This is a genomic window from Kitasatospora sp. NPDC085464 (assembly GCF_044541955.1).
Classification (GTDB): domain Bacteria; phylum Actinomycetota; class Actinomycetes; order Streptomycetales; family Streptomycetaceae; genus Kitasatospora.
On sequence record NZ_JBITTM010000001.1, the window covers coordinates 275,196 to 291,901 of the forward strand.

The 16,706-nt window shown below is 69.1% G+C and carries 12 protein-coding genes; all 12 read right to left on the reverse strand.

Translation table 11 applies throughout. The features are described from left to right. Positions 1 to 30 precede the first annotated feature (30 nt). The 12 genes from ACIGG8_RS01230 to ACIGG8_RS01285 all read right to left on the reverse strand — a co-directional run bounded on the left by ACIGG8_RS01230 (position 31) and on the right by ACIGG8_RS01285 (position 16,651). Positions 31 to 1,293, reverse strand: coding sequence for an ABC transporter ATP-binding protein (locus tag ACIGG8_RS01230; RefSeq protein WP_396544751.1), 1,263 nt, complete (start codon positions 1,291 to 1,293; stop codon positions 31 to 33). Between the two features lie 25 nt (positions 1,294 to 1,318). Beyond that, the gene (locus ACIGG8_RS01235) at positions 1,319 to 2,371 is read right to left on the reverse strand and encodes an ABC transporter ATP-binding protein (protein ID WP_396544601.1); all 1,053 of its coding nucleotides are present in this window, start codon (positions 2,369 to 2,371) and stop codon (positions 1,319 to 1,321) included. A 15-nt stretch (positions 2,372 to 2,386) separates the two neighbouring features. Continuing rightward, the gene (locus ACIGG8_RS01240) at positions 2,387 to 3,301 is read right to left on the reverse strand and encodes an ABC transporter permease (RefSeq protein ID WP_396544753.1); all 915 of its coding nucleotides are present in this window, start codon (positions 3,299 to 3,301) and stop codon (positions 2,387 to 2,389) included. Positions 3,302 to 3,377: 76 nt separating this feature from the next. After that, positions 3,378 to 4,304, reverse strand: coding sequence for an ABC transporter permease (locus tag ACIGG8_RS01245; protein ID WP_396544603.1), 927 nt, complete (start codon positions 4,302 to 4,304; stop codon positions 3,378 to 3,380). Positions 4,305 to 4,415: 111 nt separating this feature from the next. Further along, complete coding sequence (locus ACIGG8_RS01250) at positions 4,416 to 6,038, reverse strand: ABC transporter substrate-binding protein (RefSeq protein ID WP_396544605.1); 1,623 nt, start codon at positions 6,036 to 6,038, stop codon at positions 4,416 to 4,418. A 272-nt stretch (positions 6,039 to 6,310) separates the two neighbouring features. Further along, complete coding sequence (locus tag ACIGG8_RS01255; RefSeq protein ID WP_396544607.1) at positions 6,311 to 7,327, reverse strand: ABC transporter ATP-binding protein; 1,017 nt, start codon at positions 7,325 to 7,327, stop codon at positions 6,311 to 6,313. Beyond that, positions 7,320 to 8,369, reverse strand: coding sequence for an ABC transporter ATP-binding protein (locus ACIGG8_RS01260; RefSeq protein WP_396544609.1), 1,050 nt, complete (start codon positions 8,367 to 8,369; stop codon positions 7,320 to 7,322). Before ACIGG8_RS01260 ends, ACIGG8_RS01255 begins: the two co-directional genes overlap by 8 nt. 19 nt (positions 8,370 to 8,388) lie before the next feature. Then, on the reverse strand, positions 8,389 to 9,333 hold the full coding sequence (locus ACIGG8_RS01265) for an ABC transporter permease (protein ID WP_350522169.1): 945 nt from the start codon (positions 9,331 to 9,333) through the stop codon (positions 8,389 to 8,391). Continuing rightward, on the reverse strand, positions 9,326 to 10,252 hold the full coding sequence (locus ACIGG8_RS01270; protein WP_396544612.1) for an ABC transporter permease: 927 nt from the start codon (positions 10,250 to 10,252) through the stop codon (positions 9,326 to 9,328). The genes ACIGG8_RS01265 and ACIGG8_RS01270 overlap by 8 nt, the downstream gene beginning before the upstream one ends. A 144-nt stretch (positions 10,253 to 10,396) precedes the next feature. Next, positions 10,397 to 12,040, reverse strand: coding sequence for an ABC transporter substrate-binding protein (locus tag ACIGG8_RS01275; protein ID WP_350522171.1), 1,644 nt, complete (start codon positions 12,038 to 12,040; stop codon positions 10,397 to 10,399). A 431-nt stretch (positions 12,041 to 12,471) separates the two neighbouring features. Beyond that, positions 12,472 to 14,376 (reverse strand): translational GTPase TypA, encoded by a 1,905-nt coding sequence (gene typA / locus ACIGG8_RS01280; protein WP_396544614.1) that lies wholly within the window; start codon positions 14,374 to 14,376, stop codon positions 12,472 to 12,474. Between the two features lie 487 nt (positions 14,377 to 14,863). Beyond that, positions 14,864 to 16,651, reverse strand: a complete 1,788-nt coding sequence (locus ACIGG8_RS01285; protein WP_396544616.1) for an ABC transporter family substrate-binding protein — start codon at positions 16,649 to 16,651, stop codon at positions 14,864 to 14,866. Between the last annotated feature and the right edge of the window lie 55 nt (positions 16,652 to 16,706).

A 16,706-nucleotide genomic window follows, 5' to 3' on the forward strand; every position in this document is an offset into this window, starting at 1 on the left:
AGCCGAGGACGCGCCCTTGGAGGAGGATTCTCAGTCGGTCCCCCGCCCGTTCCCGGGCTCCGCGCCACCCTGCCCGGCCGCGCCCTGGTCGCCCTCGGGCTCAGTCGGGCCCTGCCCGGCCGCACCCTCCGCCGGGCCCCGCCCGGCCGCACCCTCCGCCGGGCCCCGCCCGGCCGCACCCTCCGCCGCACTCTGCTCGATCTCGCGCTCCGCCGCACTCTGCTCGATCTCGCGCTCCGCCGCACTCTGCTCGATCTCGCGCTCCGCCGCGAAGTGACAAGCCGAGTCGTGGAACGCCGCCCCGTCCAGCCAGGACGGCGAGGCGAGCAGCGGCACCTCGACCTCGCACCGCTGCTGGGCCTTCCAGCAGCGGGTGCGGAAGCGGCAGCCGGAGGGCGGGTTGGCCGGGGAGGGAACGTCCCCGGTGAGCACGATCCGGTCCCGGGACTCGCGCGCCGTCGGGTCCGGCACCGGCACCGCGGAGAGCAGCGCCTGGGTGTACGGGTGGGTCGCGTGGTCGTAGATCTCCGCGTCGCTGCCGATCTCGACCAGCCTCCCGAGGTACATCACGCCGACCCGGTCCGAGATGTGCCGGACGATGGAGAGGTCGTGCGCGATGAACATGTACGACAGGTTGAACTCGCCCTGCAGCTGCTCCAGCAGGTTGATCACCTGCGCCTGCACCGACACGTCCAGCGCCGACACCGGCTCGTCGCAGATGATGACCTCCGGCTTGAGCGCCAGCCCCCGGGCGATGCCGATGCGCTGGCGCTGACCGCCGGAGAACTGGTGCGGGTACCGGTTGATGTACTCCGGGTTGAGCCCGACCACGTCCAGCAGGTCCTGGACGGCCTTGCGGCGGTCGCCCCTGGGCGCCACCTCGGGGTGGATCTCGAACGGCTCGCCGATGATGTCGCCGACCGTCATGCGCGGGTTGAGCGAGGTGTACGGGTCCTGGAACACCATCTGGATGTTCCGGCGGACGGCCTTCAGCGCGCCCCCGGAGAGCCGGGAGATCTCCTCCCCCTTGTACCGGACCGAGCCCCCGGTGGCCGGCTCCAGGTTCATCAGCACCTTGGCCAGCGTGGACTTCCCGCAGCCGGACTCGCCGACGATGCCGAGCGTCTCGCCCTGCATCAGGTCGAAGCTGACCCCGTCGACCGCCTTCACCGCACCGACCTGCTTCTTGAACAGGACGCCCTGGGTCAGCGGGAAGTGCTTGACCAGGTCCCGGACTTCGAGGATCGGCTCGCCGCGCGGCACCTCCTGCACGAAGACGACCTCCTCCGGCATCGCCGCGCCCAGTGCGCTGGCCCCGTTAGCGGTCATGGAGGGTCTCCTTCCAGAAGAAGCAGGCACTGCCGCGCCCCTCCGTCGGCGTCCCGTCGTCCTCGGTCACCGGGAACAGCTCCGGCACCTCGGCCCGGCAGATGTCCTGGGCGCGCGGGCAGCGCGGATTGAAGGCGCATCCCTTGGGAATCCGCAGCAGGTTGGGCGGCAGACCCTTGATCGCGTAGAGCTCCTGGCCCTTCTGGTCCAGCCGCGGGATGGAGTCCAGCAGGCCCCGGGTGTACGGGTGGGCCGGGCGCGCGTACAGCTCGTGCACCGGGGCCGTCTCGACGATCCGGCCCGCGTACATCACCGCGATCTTGTCCGCGACGTCGGCGACCACGCCCAGGTCGTGGGTGATCAGGATCAGCCCCATGTGGAACTCGGCCTGCAGTTCGGCCAGCAGGTCCATCACCTGGGCCTGGACGGTCACGTCCAGCGCCGTGGTGGGCTCGTCCGCGATGATCAGGTCGGGCTCCAGGGCCAGCGCCATCGCGATCATGATCCGCTGGCGCATGCCGCCCGAGAACTGGTGCGGGTAGTCGTTCACCCGGTCCTTGGCCGCCGGGATGCGCACCCGGTCCATCAGCTCGACGGCCTTCGCCTTGGCCTCCGCCCGGGAGGCCCCCCGGTGGGCGCGGAACATCTCGCCGAGCTGGAAGCCCACCGAGAGGACCGGGTTGAGGGCGGACAGCGCGTCCTGGAAGATCATCGCGATCCGCCCGCCGCGGATCCTCCGCCGCTCGTCCTTGCTCATCGTGAGCATGTCCTGGCCCCGGAAACGGATCTCGCCGCGCGGGATCCGGGCCGGCGGCATGTCCAGGATGCCCATGATCGCCTGCGCCGTCACCGACTTGCCCGAACCGGACTCGCCCAGCACCGCCAGCGTCTCGCCGGCCGCGACCGAGTAGTTGACGCCGTTCACGGCCCTGGCGACGCCGTCCCGGGTGACGAACTCGACGTGCAGGTCCCGGACGTCGAGCAGCGGCCCCTCGTACGGCGCCTCCCGCCCGGCCTTGGTGGTGTCCACCGCTGTGTTCACGATGCGCTCCCTCGCTCAGCGAAGCTTCGGGTCGAGGGCGTCGCGCACCGCGTCGCCCATCATGATGAAGGCCAGGACGGTGATGGACAGTGCCGCGGCCGGGAAGAACATCACGTAGGGCGCGGTCCGGATCACCTTCTGGGCGGAGGAGATGTCGATGCCCCAGGAGATGGTCGGCTCCTGCAGGCCGATGCCCAGGAAGCTCAGCGTCGCCTCGGTCGCGATGTAGCCGCCGAGCGCGATGGTCGCCACCACGATCACCGGGGCGACGGCGTTCGGCAGGATGTGCCGGAGCATCAGCCGCCCGGTCCCGGCACCGAGCGCCCGGCCCGCCACCACGTAGTCGGACTGTTTGACGGTCAGCACGGCGCCGCGCATCACGCGGGCGATCTGGGTCCAGCCGAGGACGACCAGCGCGAAGACCACGGCCCACACCGTGCGGCTGTGGAAGCCGTTCAGCAGCACCAGGGCGCCGAGCAGCAGCGGGATGCCGAAGAAGATGTCGATGATCCGGGAGATGACCGCGTCGATCGAGCCGCCGAAGTACCCGGCGACCATTCCGGTCAGTCCACCGAGCAGGGTGACCCCGGCGGTCACGACGATGCCGACGGTGATCGAGGCCCGGGCGCCGTAGACCACCCGGGCGTAGATGGACCGGCCCTGGGCGTCGTAGCCGAACCAGCCGGCGCCGAAGAAGTCCGTCCAGTCCGGCCGTTTGAGGTAGTCGTGCACCAGGTCGGACTTGCGCGGGTTGGCGTCGGTGAAGGCCCAGGGGAAGATCGCCATGAGCACCAGCAGCACGATCAGCAGCACCGAGATCAGGAAGATCGGCCGCCGGCGCAGGTCCCGCCAGGCGTCGCCCCAAAGACTGCGGGCCTCTTCCCGCTTCTCCACGTCGGGCTCGATCAGGGTCTCCTGCTCGACCGCCATGCCCTGCTCCCCGGCGTAGTCGAGGCGGTCGACGCCCGGCTTGGGGTGTCGTTCGTACGAGTCCTCGTCGTGGATGTCAGGCATAGCGGATCCTCGGGTCCAGGACCGCGTAGAGCAGGTCGACGAGCAGGCTGGCGACCAGGTAGATGATCACCAGGACGGTCACGATGCCGACCACGGTCGGGCCTTCCTTCTGGTTGATCGCCCGGTACAGGACGTTGCCGATGCCCTGCACGTTGAAGATGCCCTCGGTGACGATCGCCCCGCCCATCAGGGCGCCGAGGTCGGTGCCGAGGAAGGTGACCACCGGGATCAGCGAGTTGCGCAGCAGGTGGCGGGAGATGATGGTCCGCCGGGGAAGCCCCTTGGCGGTCGCGGTGCGGATGTAGTCGGCCCGCAGGTTCTCGCCGATGGACGTCCGGGTGAGCCGGGCGACGAACGCGAGCGACAGCGAGCCCAGGACGACCGCGGGCAGGATCAGTTGGGTGAGGTCGTAGCTGTCCTGCACGGTCGGCGTGACCCAGCCCAGGTTGGTGGCGAACACGGTCTGCGCGATGTACGCGAGCACGAAGACCGGGATCGAGATCACCACCAGGGTCAGGATCAGCACCAGGGTGTCCGCGATGCTGCCGCGCTTCAGACCGGAGATGACACCGAGGGCGAGGCCCACGACGATCTCGTAGACGAAGGCCAGCAGCGCCAGCCGGATGGTGACCGGGAAGGCGTCCGCCATGATGTCGGAGACCGGGCGGCCGGTGAAACTCGTCCCGAAGTCCCCCTGGAACAGGTTCCCCATGTAGTGCAGGTACTGCTTCCAGAGCGGCTGGTCGAGGTAGTACGTGTGCTTGATGCTGGCGACCACGGCCGGGTCGGCGGCCTTCTCGCCGAACAGCGCCACCACCGGATCGCCCGGCAGCGTGTACACCATCACGAAGATCAGGAACGTGGTGCCGAAGAACACCGGGATCATCTGCAGGACCCGTCGCAACACGTAACTGCCCATCCGGGCCTCCTTCCTAGGTGCCCGACCGGCGGGGCCGGTCGGCCGGGAGGCCGCGCCCCGCCCTCCGTGCGGGGAGGGCGGGGCCGGCGCGAGGGGATCAGGGCCCGGGGATCAGCCCTTGACCTCGATCTGGGTCCAGGCCGGGTTGCCGAACGAGTCGAACGTCACGTTCTGCACGTTGGTCGAGTAGCCCGAGTTGGTGCGGTAGTACCAGAGCGGGATGGCCGGCATCCCGCTCTGCAGCACGGCCTCGGCCTGCTGGTAGCCGGTCGTCGAGTCGCTGACGGTCGGGGCCTCGTCCGCCTGGGTCGACAGCTGGTCGAACTGCGGGTTGCTGTACCCGGTGTCGTTGGACGCCGCGCCGGTGCGGTACACGTCGGCCAGGAAGTTGGCGTTCAGCGGGTAGTCCTGCACCCAGCCGGTGCGGAAGGCGCCGTTGAGCTGGTGCGCGGTGATCGCCGCGCGCGCGGTCTTGAAGTCCGGCTTCGGGTCGCCGAGGCAGTCGACGCCGGTGTTCTGCCGGATCGAGTTGCAGACCGCGTCGACCCACTCCTTGTGGCCGCCGTCCGCGTTGTAGGTGATCAGCACCTTGTTGCCGGGGACGCCGCCGCCCTGCTGGATGAGCTGCTTGGCCTTGGCGGGGTCGAAGTTGCAGAAGTCCCCGCAGGTGCCGGCCTTGTAGCCCTCGACGCCCTCGGCCACCCAGGCGCTCGCGGGAGCCCGGGAGCCCTGCAGCACCGTCTTGGTGATGGTCGCGCGGTCGATCGCCATCGACAGGCCCTGGCGCACCTGGGCCTTCTCCGGTGCGGCCCAGTCGGCCTGGTAGAGCGTGAAGCCGATGTTCTGGATGGCGCCCTGCGGGGCATCGATCGCCCGGTCTCCGAGGTCGCTCTTGTACGTCGCCAGCGCCGACGGCGGCACCTGGTCGATCACGTCCAGGTTGTTGGACTGCAGGTCGGCGTAGGCGGCCTCGGACGTGGTGTACATCTTGAAGACGATGCCGCCGTTCTTCGGCTTGTCGACGCCCTGGTAGTCCGGGAAGGACTTGGTGACCACCTGGCTGTTGTGCGCCCAACTGACGAACTGGTACGGGCCGTTGCCCACCGGCTTCTGGCCGTACCCGGTCGGGTCGCTGAAGAAGCCGTCCGGCAGCGGCGAGAAGGCGATGTAGCCGAGCTTGTACTCGAAGTACGACACCTTGTGGTTCAGCTTGATGGTGAAGTGCTGGTCGTCGGTGACGGTCAGGCCGGACATCTTGTCCGTGGTCGGGTTCCCGGTGGCCGGGTGGACGTCCTGGTAGCCGTCGATGTCCGAGAACCAGGAGCTGTTGATCTGGTTGTTGGCGGGGTTGGCCGCCCAGTTCCAGGCGTTGACGAAGTTCTTCGCCAGCACCGGGGTGCCGTCGTGGAACTTCCAGCCGCTCTTCAGCGTGACGGTGAAGGTCTGCGAGTCGCTCGTGTCGATCGCGCTCGCGACCTGCATCCGGAGCTGGGCGTTGGTCGGGTTGTAGTCGACCAGCCCCTTGAAGAGGTTCTGGATGATGCGACCGCCACCGACCTCGTTCGCGTTGGCGGGCTGCAGCGGGTTCTGCGGCTCGTTGCTCTGGTAGCTGAAGGTCTTGCTGGTGTCCGACGAGCTGCTGCCCCCTCCGCCGCTGCTGCTGCACCCGGTGGCCACCAGGGCCACGGACGTCGCAACGGCGAGGACCCAACGAGCACGGGCGGCTACGGGCATGGAGGTCCCTCCTCAAGGTGTGTGTCGCATCACACCCCATGAGAAGCGCGCCCCGGCGACGGCGCGAGTCGGGTGCACCCGGACGGGTGCCGTGACCCCCCTGCCGAGTTGACGCGGCGCCGGATCGGCGCAGTGCGTTCGACGCCTTTCGACACGGCGACTGCTCGACGCGGCGGCTATCGACGCGGCGCCGTCCGACACGGGACCGGAGCGGCCGAACGACGGAAGGGCCCGTGGCGGGAAGCCACGGGCCCTTCCGGGGAGTGCGGGGATCAGGCCGCGGCCTGCTCCCGGACCTCGGGGAAGTGGCAGGCCGAGTCGTGCGCGGCCGCGCCCTTCAGCACCGAGGGGACCGCGAGCAGCGGCACCTCCTCGGCGCAGCGGTCCTCCGCCTTCCAGCAACGGGTGCGGAAGCGGCAGCCGGACGGCGGGTTGGCCGGCGAGGGGATGTCACCGCTGAGGATGATCCGCTCGCGGGACTCGCGCGCCGTCGGGTCCGGCACCGGCACCGCGGAGAGCAGCGCCTGGGTGTACGGGTGGGTGGCGTTGTCGTAGATCTGCTCGTCGGTGCCGATCTCGACCATCTTGCCCAGGTACATCACGCCGACGCGGTCGGAGATGTGCCGGACGATGGAGAGGTCGTGCGCGATGAACATGTACGACAGGCCGAACTCGCCCTGCAGCTGCTCCAGCAGGTTGATCACCTGCGCCTGGACGGACACGTCCAGGGCGGAGACCGGCTCGTCCGCGATGATGATCTCGGGCTTGAGCGCGAGACCGCGGGCGATGCCGATGCGCTGGCGCTGACCGCCGGAGAACTGGTGCGGGTACCGGTTGATGTACTCCGGGTTCAGACCCACGACGTCCAGCAGGTCCTGGACGGCCTTGCGGCGGTCGCCCTTGGGCGCCACCTCGGGGTGGATCTCGAACGGCTCGCCGATGATGTCGCCGACCGTCATACGCGGGTTGAGCGAGGTGTACGGGTCCTGGAACACCATCTGGATGTTCCGGCGGACGGCCTTGAGGGCCGAGCCGGACAGCTTGGAGATGTCCTCGCCCTTGAACAGCACCTGGCCGGAGGTGGCCCGCTCCAGGTTCATCAGCACCTTGGCCAGCGTGGACTTGCCACAGCCGGACTCGCCGACGATGCCGAGCGTCTCACCCTTCTTCAGTTCGAAGGAGACGCCGTCGACGGCCTTGACGGCGCCGACCTGCTTCTTGAACAGGACGCCCTGGGTCAGCGGGTAGTGCTTGACCAGGTCCTTGACCTCCAGGATGTTCTCAGCCATGGAGGGTCTCCTTCCAAAGGTGGCACGCGCTGCGGCGGCCGGTGAGCTCCTTGCCGTCCTTGTCGGTCACGTGGTGCAGCGCCGGGATGTCCGTGCGGCACAGGTCGGTGGCGACATCGCAGCGGGGGTTGAACGCGCAGCCGGTCGGGACCTTCAGCAGGTTCGGGGGGAGGCCCTTGATCGCGTAGAGCTCCTGGCCCTTCTGGTCCAGGCGCGGGATGGAGCGGAGCAGGCCCTTGGTGTACGGGTGCGCGGGGTTCGCGTACAGCTCGTGCACCGGGGCGGTCTCCACGATCCGGCCCGCGTACATCACGGCGATCTTGTCCGCGACGTCGGCGACCACGCCGAGGTCGTGGGTGATCAGGATCAGGCCCATGTTGTACTCGGCCTGCAGCTCGGCGAGCAGGTCCATCACCTGGGCCTGGACGGTGACGTCCAGGGCGGTGGTGGGCTCGTCGGCGATGATCAGGTCGGGCTGCAGGGAGAGCGCCATCGCGATCATGATGCGCTGGCGCATGCCGCCGGAGAACTGGTGCGGGTAGTCGTTCACGCGCTGCCTGGCAGCGGGGATGCGCACCCGGTCCATCAGCTCGATGGCCTTCTCCTTCGCCTCCTTCTTGGAGGCGCCCTGGTGCACCCGGAACATCTCGCCGAGCTGGTAGCCGACGCTGAGCACCGGGTTGAGGGCGGAGAGCGCGTCCTGGAAGATCATCGCGATCTTCTGGCCGCGGATCTTCCGGCGGTCCTCGTTGCTCATCGTGAGCATGTCCCGGCCACGGAACAGGATCTCGCCCTGGGTCACCTTGCCCGGGGGCATGTCCAGGATGCCCATGATGGTCTGCGCCGTCACGGACTTGCCGGAGCCGGACTCACCGAGCACGGCGAGCGTCTCGCCCGCCGCGACGGAGTAGTTGACGCCGTTCACGGCCTTGGCGATGCCGTCCCGGGTGTGGAACTCCACGTGGAGGTCCTTGACCTCCAGGAGCGGGGTTCCGACTTCGAGACGATCGTTCTTCTGGTTGTTCTCGATCACGGTGGTCATCGGGTCGTCACCTCTTCTCTCAGCGGAGCTTCGGGTCGAGGGCGTCGCGCACCGCGTCGCCGAGCATGATGAACGCCAGCACGGTAAGGCTCAGCATTCCGGCCGGGAAGAACAGGGCGAACGGCGCCGTCCGGATCACCTTCTGGGCCGAGTTGATGTCGATGCCCCAGGAGATGGTCGGGTCCTGCAGACCGATGCCGAGGAAGCTCAGCGTCGCCTCGGTGGCGATGTAGCCGCCGAGCGCGATGGTGGCGACGACGATCACCGGGGCGATCGCGTTCGGCAGGATGTGCTTGAACAGGATCCGGCTGGTGCCGGCGCCGAGAGCCTTGGCCGCGGTCACGAAGTCGGCCTGCTTGACCGTGATGACCGAGCCGCGCATGACGCGGGTCATCTGGGTCCAGCCAAGGGCGACCAGGGCGAACACCACGCTCCAGATGGTGCGCGAGGTGAAGGCGTTCAGGATCACCAGCGAGCCGAGCAGCAGCGGGATGCCGAAGAAGATGTCGGTGACCCGGGAGATGATCGTGTCGGTCCAGCCGCCGAAGTAGCCGGCGAGCATGCCGGTGATGCCACCGAGGACGGTCACGCCGAAGGTGACGCAGATGCCGACCACGACCGAGGCGCGGGCGCCGTAGATGACGCGGGCGTAGATGCTGCGACCCTGGAGGTCGTAGCCGAACCAGTCGGCCTGGAACAGGTGACCGTAGTTCGGCTTCGTCAGGTAGTGGTTGCGCAGGTCGCCGGCGCGCGGGTCCACCGAGGTGAACAGGCCCGGGGCGATCGCGATGACGATCAGCAGCAGGATCAGCAGCGCGGAGATCACGAAGATCGGCTTGCGGCGCAGGTCGTGCCAGGCGTCCGAGCCGAGGCTGCGGGCCTTCTCCTGCTTGGGCGCCGGGACGTCCGCGGTGCGCTGGGCCGGGATGTCCCCGGAGGTCTTCTTCTCGGTCAGGTCAGGCATAACGGATCCTCGGGTCCAGGACCGCGTAAAGCAGGTCGACGATCAGGCCGGCGGCCAGGTACACGAGCACCAGGAAGGCGACGAAACCGGAGACGGTCGCGCCCTCCTTCATGTTGATGGCGTGGTAGAGCGCGTTGCCGACGCCCTTCACGTTGAAGATGCCTTCGGTGACGATCGCACCGCCCATCAGGGCGCCCAGGTCGGTACCGAGGAAGGTGACCACCGGGATCATCGAGTTGCGCAGCAGGTGGGTGCCGATGACCTTCCGGCGCGGCAGGCCCTTGGCCACCGCGGTGCGGACGTAGTCGGCCTTGATGTTCTCGGCTATGGAGGTACGGGTGAGACGCGCGACGTAGGCCAGCGACAGCGAGCCGAGGACGACGGCCGGCAGCACCAGCTGGGTGATGTCGTTCGAGTCCTGGACCGTCGGGGTGACCCACTTGAGGTTGTTCGCGAAGATCGTCTGGAAGATGAAGCCCAGCACCGGGACCGGGATCGAGATCAGCAGCAGCGTCATGACCAGCGCGCCCTTGTCGAACGCCTTGCCACGGCGCAGACCGGCGAACAGGCCGATGCCGATGCCGAGGACGATCTCGATGCCGAACGCGAAGAGCGCCAGCCGGATCGTGACCGGCAGCGCCTCGGTGATCTTGTCGAGCACCGGTCGGCCGTCCAGGGAGGTGCCGAAGTCGCCGGTGAGCAGCTTCCCCATGTAGGAGAGGTACTGCTGCAGCAGCGGCTTGTCGAGTCCCTGCTGGTGCTTCAGGGCTGCGAGCTGCACCGGGTCCGGCGCCTTGTCGCCCCACAGTGCTGCCAGCGGGTCACCGGGCAGCAAATGCACCATGAAAAAGATGAGTGCGGTCGTTCCGAGGAACACCGGAATCATCTGGAGCAGTCGCCTCGCGACAAAGCGCCCCATCGTGCCTCCATGTATGACTCTGCCGGGCCCGTCAACCCGGCCAGAGATAAGTCGGCGTGCCAACGGCCGGTGCCAGTCCTCGCCCTCGTGGGGATGGGACGGGCACCGGCCGTTGTCACCGGGTCAGGCGGTGCCGACCGATTACTACTTCTTGACCTCGACGTCGGTGTAGACCGGGTCGCCGAAGGAGTTGAACTTGACGTTCTGGACCTTGTTCGAGTAGCCCGAGTTGGTCTTGTAGTACCAGAGCGGGATGGCCGGCATGTCCTTGGCCAGCTGCTCCTCGGCCTTCTCGTACAGCTCCGCCGTCTTCTCCACCGAGGTGGCGGCGTCGGCGTCGTGGGCCAGCTTGTCGAACTCGGGGCTGGAGTAGCCGGCGTCGTTGGCCGCGGCACCGGTGCCGTAGACGTCACGCAGGAAGTTGGCGTTCAGCGGGTAGTCCTGCACCCAGCCGGTACGCATCATGCTCGGGACCGCCTTCTTCGTGACGATGTCACGCGCGGTCTTGAAGTCGGGCTTCGGGTCACCGATGCACTCGACGCCGGTCGCCTGGCGGATCGAGTTGCAGACCGCGTCCACCCACTCCTTGTGGCCACCGTCGGAGTTGTACAGGACGGTGATCTTGTTGCCCGGGACGCCGCCGCCCTCGGCGATCAGCGCCTTGGCCTTCTCCGGGTTGTACTTGCAGGCGTCACCACAGGTGCCGGCCTTGTAGCCCATGACGCCCGGCGCCACGAACGAGTCGGCGGGCTGACGGCTGTTGTTCAGCACGGTCTTGGTGATGGTGTCGCGGTCGATCGCCATCGACAGACCCTGGCGGACCTTGGCCTTGGCCGGGTCGCTCCAGTCAGCGTTGTACAGGGCGAACGAGATGTTCTGGATGGCACCCTGCGCCTGGTCGACGGCGCGCTTGCCCAGGTCGTCCTTGTACTTCGGCAGGTCGGTCGAGTCGACCTGGTCCAGCACGTCCAGCGTGTCGGACATCAGGTCCTTGTACGCGGCCTCGGGCGAGGTGTAGTTGCGGAAGACGATTCCGCCGTTCTTCGCCTTGTTGGTGCCCGTGTACTTGTCGTAGGCCTTCAGGGTGATGGCCTTGTTGTGCTCCCACGACTCGAACTTGTAGGGGCCGTTGCCGATCGGCTTCTGGCCGTAGCCGGCCGGGTCCGAGAAGAACCCGTCGGGCAGCGGGAAGAAGGCCGAGTAGCCGAGCTTGTACGTGAAGTACGAGACGGGGCTGGTCAGTTCGATGGTGAAGTGGGTGTCGTCGATGACCTTGAGACCGGACATCTCCTTGGCCGTCGGGTCACCCTTGTCCTTGTCCGGGTGGACCGCGTCGTAGCCGACGATGTCCGAGAACCAGTCCGAGTTGATCTGGTTGTTCGCCGGAGCGGCCGACCAGTTCCACGAGTTGACGAAGGACTTGGCGGTGACCGGGGTGCCGTCGTGGAAGGTCCAGCCGGACTTCAGCGTGACGGTGTAGGTCTTGGCGTCGGTGGTCTCGATCTTGTCGGCCACCTGGTTGCGCAGCGCACCGGTCGCGGGGTCGTAGTCGACGAGGCCCGTGAACAGCTGCTTGACGATACGGCCGCCCTGGTTCTCCATGGCGTTGGCCGGCTGCAGCGGGCGCTGAGGCTCGCCGCTCTGGTAGCTGAACATGCCCGCGGGGTTGACCGCGGCACCGTCCGAGCTGCCCCCGCTGGAGGAGTCGCTGCTGCTGCTACAAGCAGTCGCGGCAAGGGCGACCGCAACAGCTGCGACAACCCACTTGGCCTGGCTCCCACCACGCATCGGTGTGCCTCCTGAATTCGACGATTGCAACGAGGAGGGCACCACGGAACGGTTCTCACCGGGCCCGCAATGCCGTCCGCGCTCGTGGTTTCGGCGCGCACCCCTGCGCGTTCACCCTTGACCCGAGCCTGACTGGCTCCACTATCCGTCACGCACGGACACGAAAGTGACCAGTGACGATCTCAATTAGGTCACATGAACAGTCGGTAAGTTTCGAAAACCGGACATTTGAGACATAGCCAGACAGGTACCAAACGGACAGTCGTCATGCATGACGAACCGTCGCGTCCGCTCAGCGGACACCCGGGTGTGATGAGCGTTATTCGGTTAATACCGGCCCCGACAACTTGGAGTAGTTGAAAAAGTTCGCCCCCCTCTCCATTGGAAAGGGGGGCGAAACATTCCGGCCAATGGCCGTCAGTGCGTCCTGATCACGCCTTCTTGGCGCGCGAGGCAGTGCGTCCGCGGTCCTTCTGGTCCAGGACGACCTTACGGATGCGAACCGTCTCCGGGGTCACCTCGATGCACTCGTCCTCGCGGCAGAACTCCAGCGACTGCTCCAGCGAGAGCTTGCGCGGCGGGACGATCGACTCGGCCACGTCGGCGGTCGAGGACCGCATGTTGGTGAGCTTCTTCTCCTTGGTGATGTTCACGTCCATGTCGTCGGAGCGCGAGTTCTCACCGACGATCATGCCCTCGTACACCTCGGTGCCCGGCTCGCAGAAGAGCACGCCGCGCTCCTGCAGGTTGGTCATCGCGAAGGCGGTCACCACGCCGGCCCGGTCGGCGACCAGGGAGCCGTTGTTGCGGGTGGTCAGGGTGCCGAACCACGGCTCGTGGCCCTCGTGGATCGAGTGGGCGATGCCGGTGCCGCGGGTGTTGGTCAGGAACTCCGTGCGGAAGCCGATCAGGCCGCGGGACGGCACGACGAACTCCATCCGGACCCAGCCCGAGCCGTGGTTGGACATGTTGTCCATCCGGCCCTTGCGGATGCCCATGAGCTGCGTGACGGCGCCCATGTGCTCCTCCGGCACGTCCACGGTGAGGCGCTCGACCGGCTCGTGGGTCTTGCCGTTGACCTCCTTGGTGACCACCTGCGGCTTGCCGACGGTCAGCTCGAAGCCCTCGCGGCGCATGGTCTCGATGAGGATGGCCAGCGCCAGCTCACCACGGCCCTGCACCTCCCAGGCGTCCGGACGCTCGGTGTCCAGGACGCGCAGCGAGACGTTACCGATCAGCTCGCGGTCCAGGCGGTCCTTCACCTGGCGGGCGGTGACCTTGCGGTCCACCTTGGCGCCGGACTTGGCGTCCGCGCCCTTGCCGCTGCCGCCACGGCCGACCAGCGGCGAGGTGTTGGTGCCGATGGTCATCGAGATGGCCGGCTCGTCCACCGTGATCAGCGGCAGCGCGATCGGGTTCTCCGGGTCGGCGAGGGTCTCGCCGATCATGATGTCGGAGATGCCGGCGACGGCGCAGATGTCACCGGGGCCCGCCACCTCGGCCGGCTTGCGGGTGAGCGCCTCGGTCATCAGCAGCTCGGAGATGCGGACGTTCGAGATGGTGCCGTCGCGCTTGATCCAGGCCACGGTCTGGCCCTTGCGCAGCTCGCCCTGCTCGACGCGCAGCAGCGCGATGCGGCCGAGGAAGTTGTCGGCGTCCAGGTTGGTGACGTGGGCCTGCAGCGGCGCGTCCGCGTCGTAGCTCGGCGCCGGGACGTGCTCCAGCAGGGTGGAGAAGAACGGCTCCAGGCTGGTGCTGTCCGCCGGGACGGTGCCGTTCTCCGGCTTGGTCAGCGAGGCGACGCCGTCACGGGCACAGGCGTAGACGATCGGGAACTCGATCTGGTCCTCGTCCGCGTCCAGGTCCAGGAACAGGTCGTAGGTCTCGTTGATGACCTCGTCGATCCGGGAGTCCGGGCGGTCGGTCTTGTTGATGCAGAGGATGACGGGCAGCCGCGCCGTGAGCGCCTTGCGCAGCACGAAGCGGGTCTGCGGCAGCGGACCCTCGGAGGCGTCGACCAGCAGGACGACCGCGTCCACCATCGACAGACCGCGCTCGACCTCGCCACCGAAGTCGGCGTGGCCCGGGGTGTCGATGATGTTGATGGTGATCGGCGCGCCACCGTCCTTGGGGTGGTACTTGACCGCAGTGTTCTTCGCGAGAATGGTGATGCCCTTCTCGCGCTCCAGGTCGTTCGAGTCCATCATGCGGTCGTCGAGCTGCTGGTGGGCGGCGAAGGCGCCGGCCTGCTTCAGCATGGCGTCGACCAGCGTGGTCTTGCCGTGGTCGACGTGGGCGACGATGGCGACGTTACGGATGTCGTTGCGCGTGGGCATGCCTTGCGGATTCTCCCGGAATCGTGGGTTGCGGCGCCCGGCTGCGTGACGCGCACTTGCGATCCCTGTCGATCGCCGCCGCCCGTTCCGCCTGCTACTACCGGTCCACCCGCCGGGCACATGGACATGCCTCGGCTTCCTCCTATCGTACGGGGAAGGGCCCAGGTGGGCGGAAACGAGCAGGTCGGGCGGGACCAAGATCACAGGTGGGTCACGCGCTCTTCACCCGGCGGCCTCACTCCGAGAGTCTGCCGTTCGTGATCCGGCGACCCAGTGCCCCGTTGCCCCGGACGTCCCGCACCGCCGCCCCCGCGGAGACCCAGGGCCCCCGGGTGTCGGCGCTCGCACCCGCCAGGACCAGCCCGCGCAGCGGTCCCGCGGCCTTCACCGCCGCGCTGTGCCGCTTTGCCCGGGAGCTGGGCCCGTCCTGAGGAGAGCCGTACTGAGGAGAGCCGTACTGAGGAGGGCCGTACTGAGGGCCCCGTCCTCAGGCGCCGGTCCACCCCACGTCCTGGAAGCGCGGCCAGCCGTAGCCGAACGCTCCGGCGCCCGCCACGCCCTCCCGGACTCCGACCAGCTCCGGCCGCTGGTACAGCGGCACCGAATGCCCGAGCTGCCAGATCCGTACGTCCGCCTCCTGCAGCAGGTCCAGCCGGGCCGCCGGGTCCGGTTCGGCGGACGCCCGGTCGAACAGCCGGTCGATCTCCTCGGTGCCGCTGCGGCCGTAGTTGCTCCCGGCGTCGAGTGCGCCGTCGGGGCCGGGCCGGGGCTTGGCGTAGGCGGGGCGCTGCTCGCTCGCCGGGCTGGGCCCGGCCGGCCAGGAGAAGAGCGCGAGGTCGTAGTCCCCGACGGCCAGGTGGTCCGGGACGAAGGTCTCGGCGGGCGCCGTCACCGGCTTCAGGGCGATCCCGTACTCCGCGAGGTCGGCGGTGAGCGCGTCGGCGGTGCGCCTGGCGGTCACCGAGCCGGCCGGGACGAGCAGGGTGAGGGCGAGCTGCTTCCCGTCCTTGGTGCGGGTGCCCCGGCCGGCGGGCCGCTTCCAGCCCGCCGCGTCCAGTGCCCGGGCCGGGTCCTGCGGGCCGGCCGCGGCGCTGTTGTCCCGGTAGCCCTCCTGGTCCCCGGCGAGCAGGTGGTTGCCCAGCGGAGCGGCGGGCAGGCCGAGCGGGGTGAGCGCGGCGTCGGCGACCCGCCGCCGGTCGACGGCCCCGGCGAGGGCGCGCCGCACGCCCGGGTCGGTGAGCGGACCGCGGGCGGCGTTGACGGTGAGCTGGGTCAGCGAGGGCGCGGCCGCCCGGTGCACGGTGACGCCGGGGAGCGACTCGGCCCGCCGCAGCGCCGACGCCGCCGCCTCGGGAGCCGCGGCGGGCGGCGCCGCCGCCGGGGCGGACGCGGCGGGGCTCGGCACCGCCCGGTCCACCGCCGCGGTGAGCAGGGCGATGTCCAGCTTGTCCTGGTCGAGCGCGTCCAGCCGCTGCTCGGGCGGCACGGCGAGGAAGTCGATCCGGTCCGTCTTGGGCACGTCGCCCCACCAGAGGGGGTTGCGCGTCATGGTGACCCGCCCGCCCCCGGCGTCGTACCGGGAGAGGGTGTACGGCCCGGCGCTCGGGTGGCCGCCGTCGGTCAGCGCCCGGTTGAAGGCGGCCGGGGTGCCGGTCTCGGCCGCCGGGTAGAGCGGCCCGAACAGCGAGCGCCACTCGGCGTACGGCCGCCGGAAGGTGACCCGCACCTCGTGCGGGTCCTCGCCCCGGGCGACCGAGTCGATGGCCTCGTACCCGGCCGGGTGCGCGCCCCGGTAGGACGGGTCCAGCCCGGAGAGGGCGGCCCGCTGGGCGGCGAGGTCGGCGGCCGAGAGCGGCGTGCCGTCGCTCCAGACGGCGTGCGGGTTGAGCCGGTAGGTGACCACCTGCGGCAGCTGCCCGGGTGGGGTGGACTCCGCGCCCGCCAGGTAGTCCGGGTCGGGCACCAGCCGGCCGTGCTCGTCGGGGCGGAACAGCGAGGGGTACAGCGCGTGGGCGAGCAGCGCCGAGTCGGCGGTCGCCGCGCCCTGGTAGACGTTCAGCGTGGTCGGGACGCCGTCCACCGCCCAGCGCAGCGTGCCGCCGCCCCGGACGTCGGTGCGGTCGGCGGCCCGGACGTCACCGGTGGTCGCGGTGGGATCGGCCGAGACCGGGGCGGGGGCCGGGGTACGGCCGGGGTCGGGGTCGTCGGAGCAGCCGCCGAGACCGGCGGCGAGCAGCAGCGCGGCGGCTGCGGCGGTGAGCTGGCGGACGCGCATGGCGGCCATCGAACGCCGCCCGCGCGGCCCGGCCCGCGCCGACACGGCGGACCGG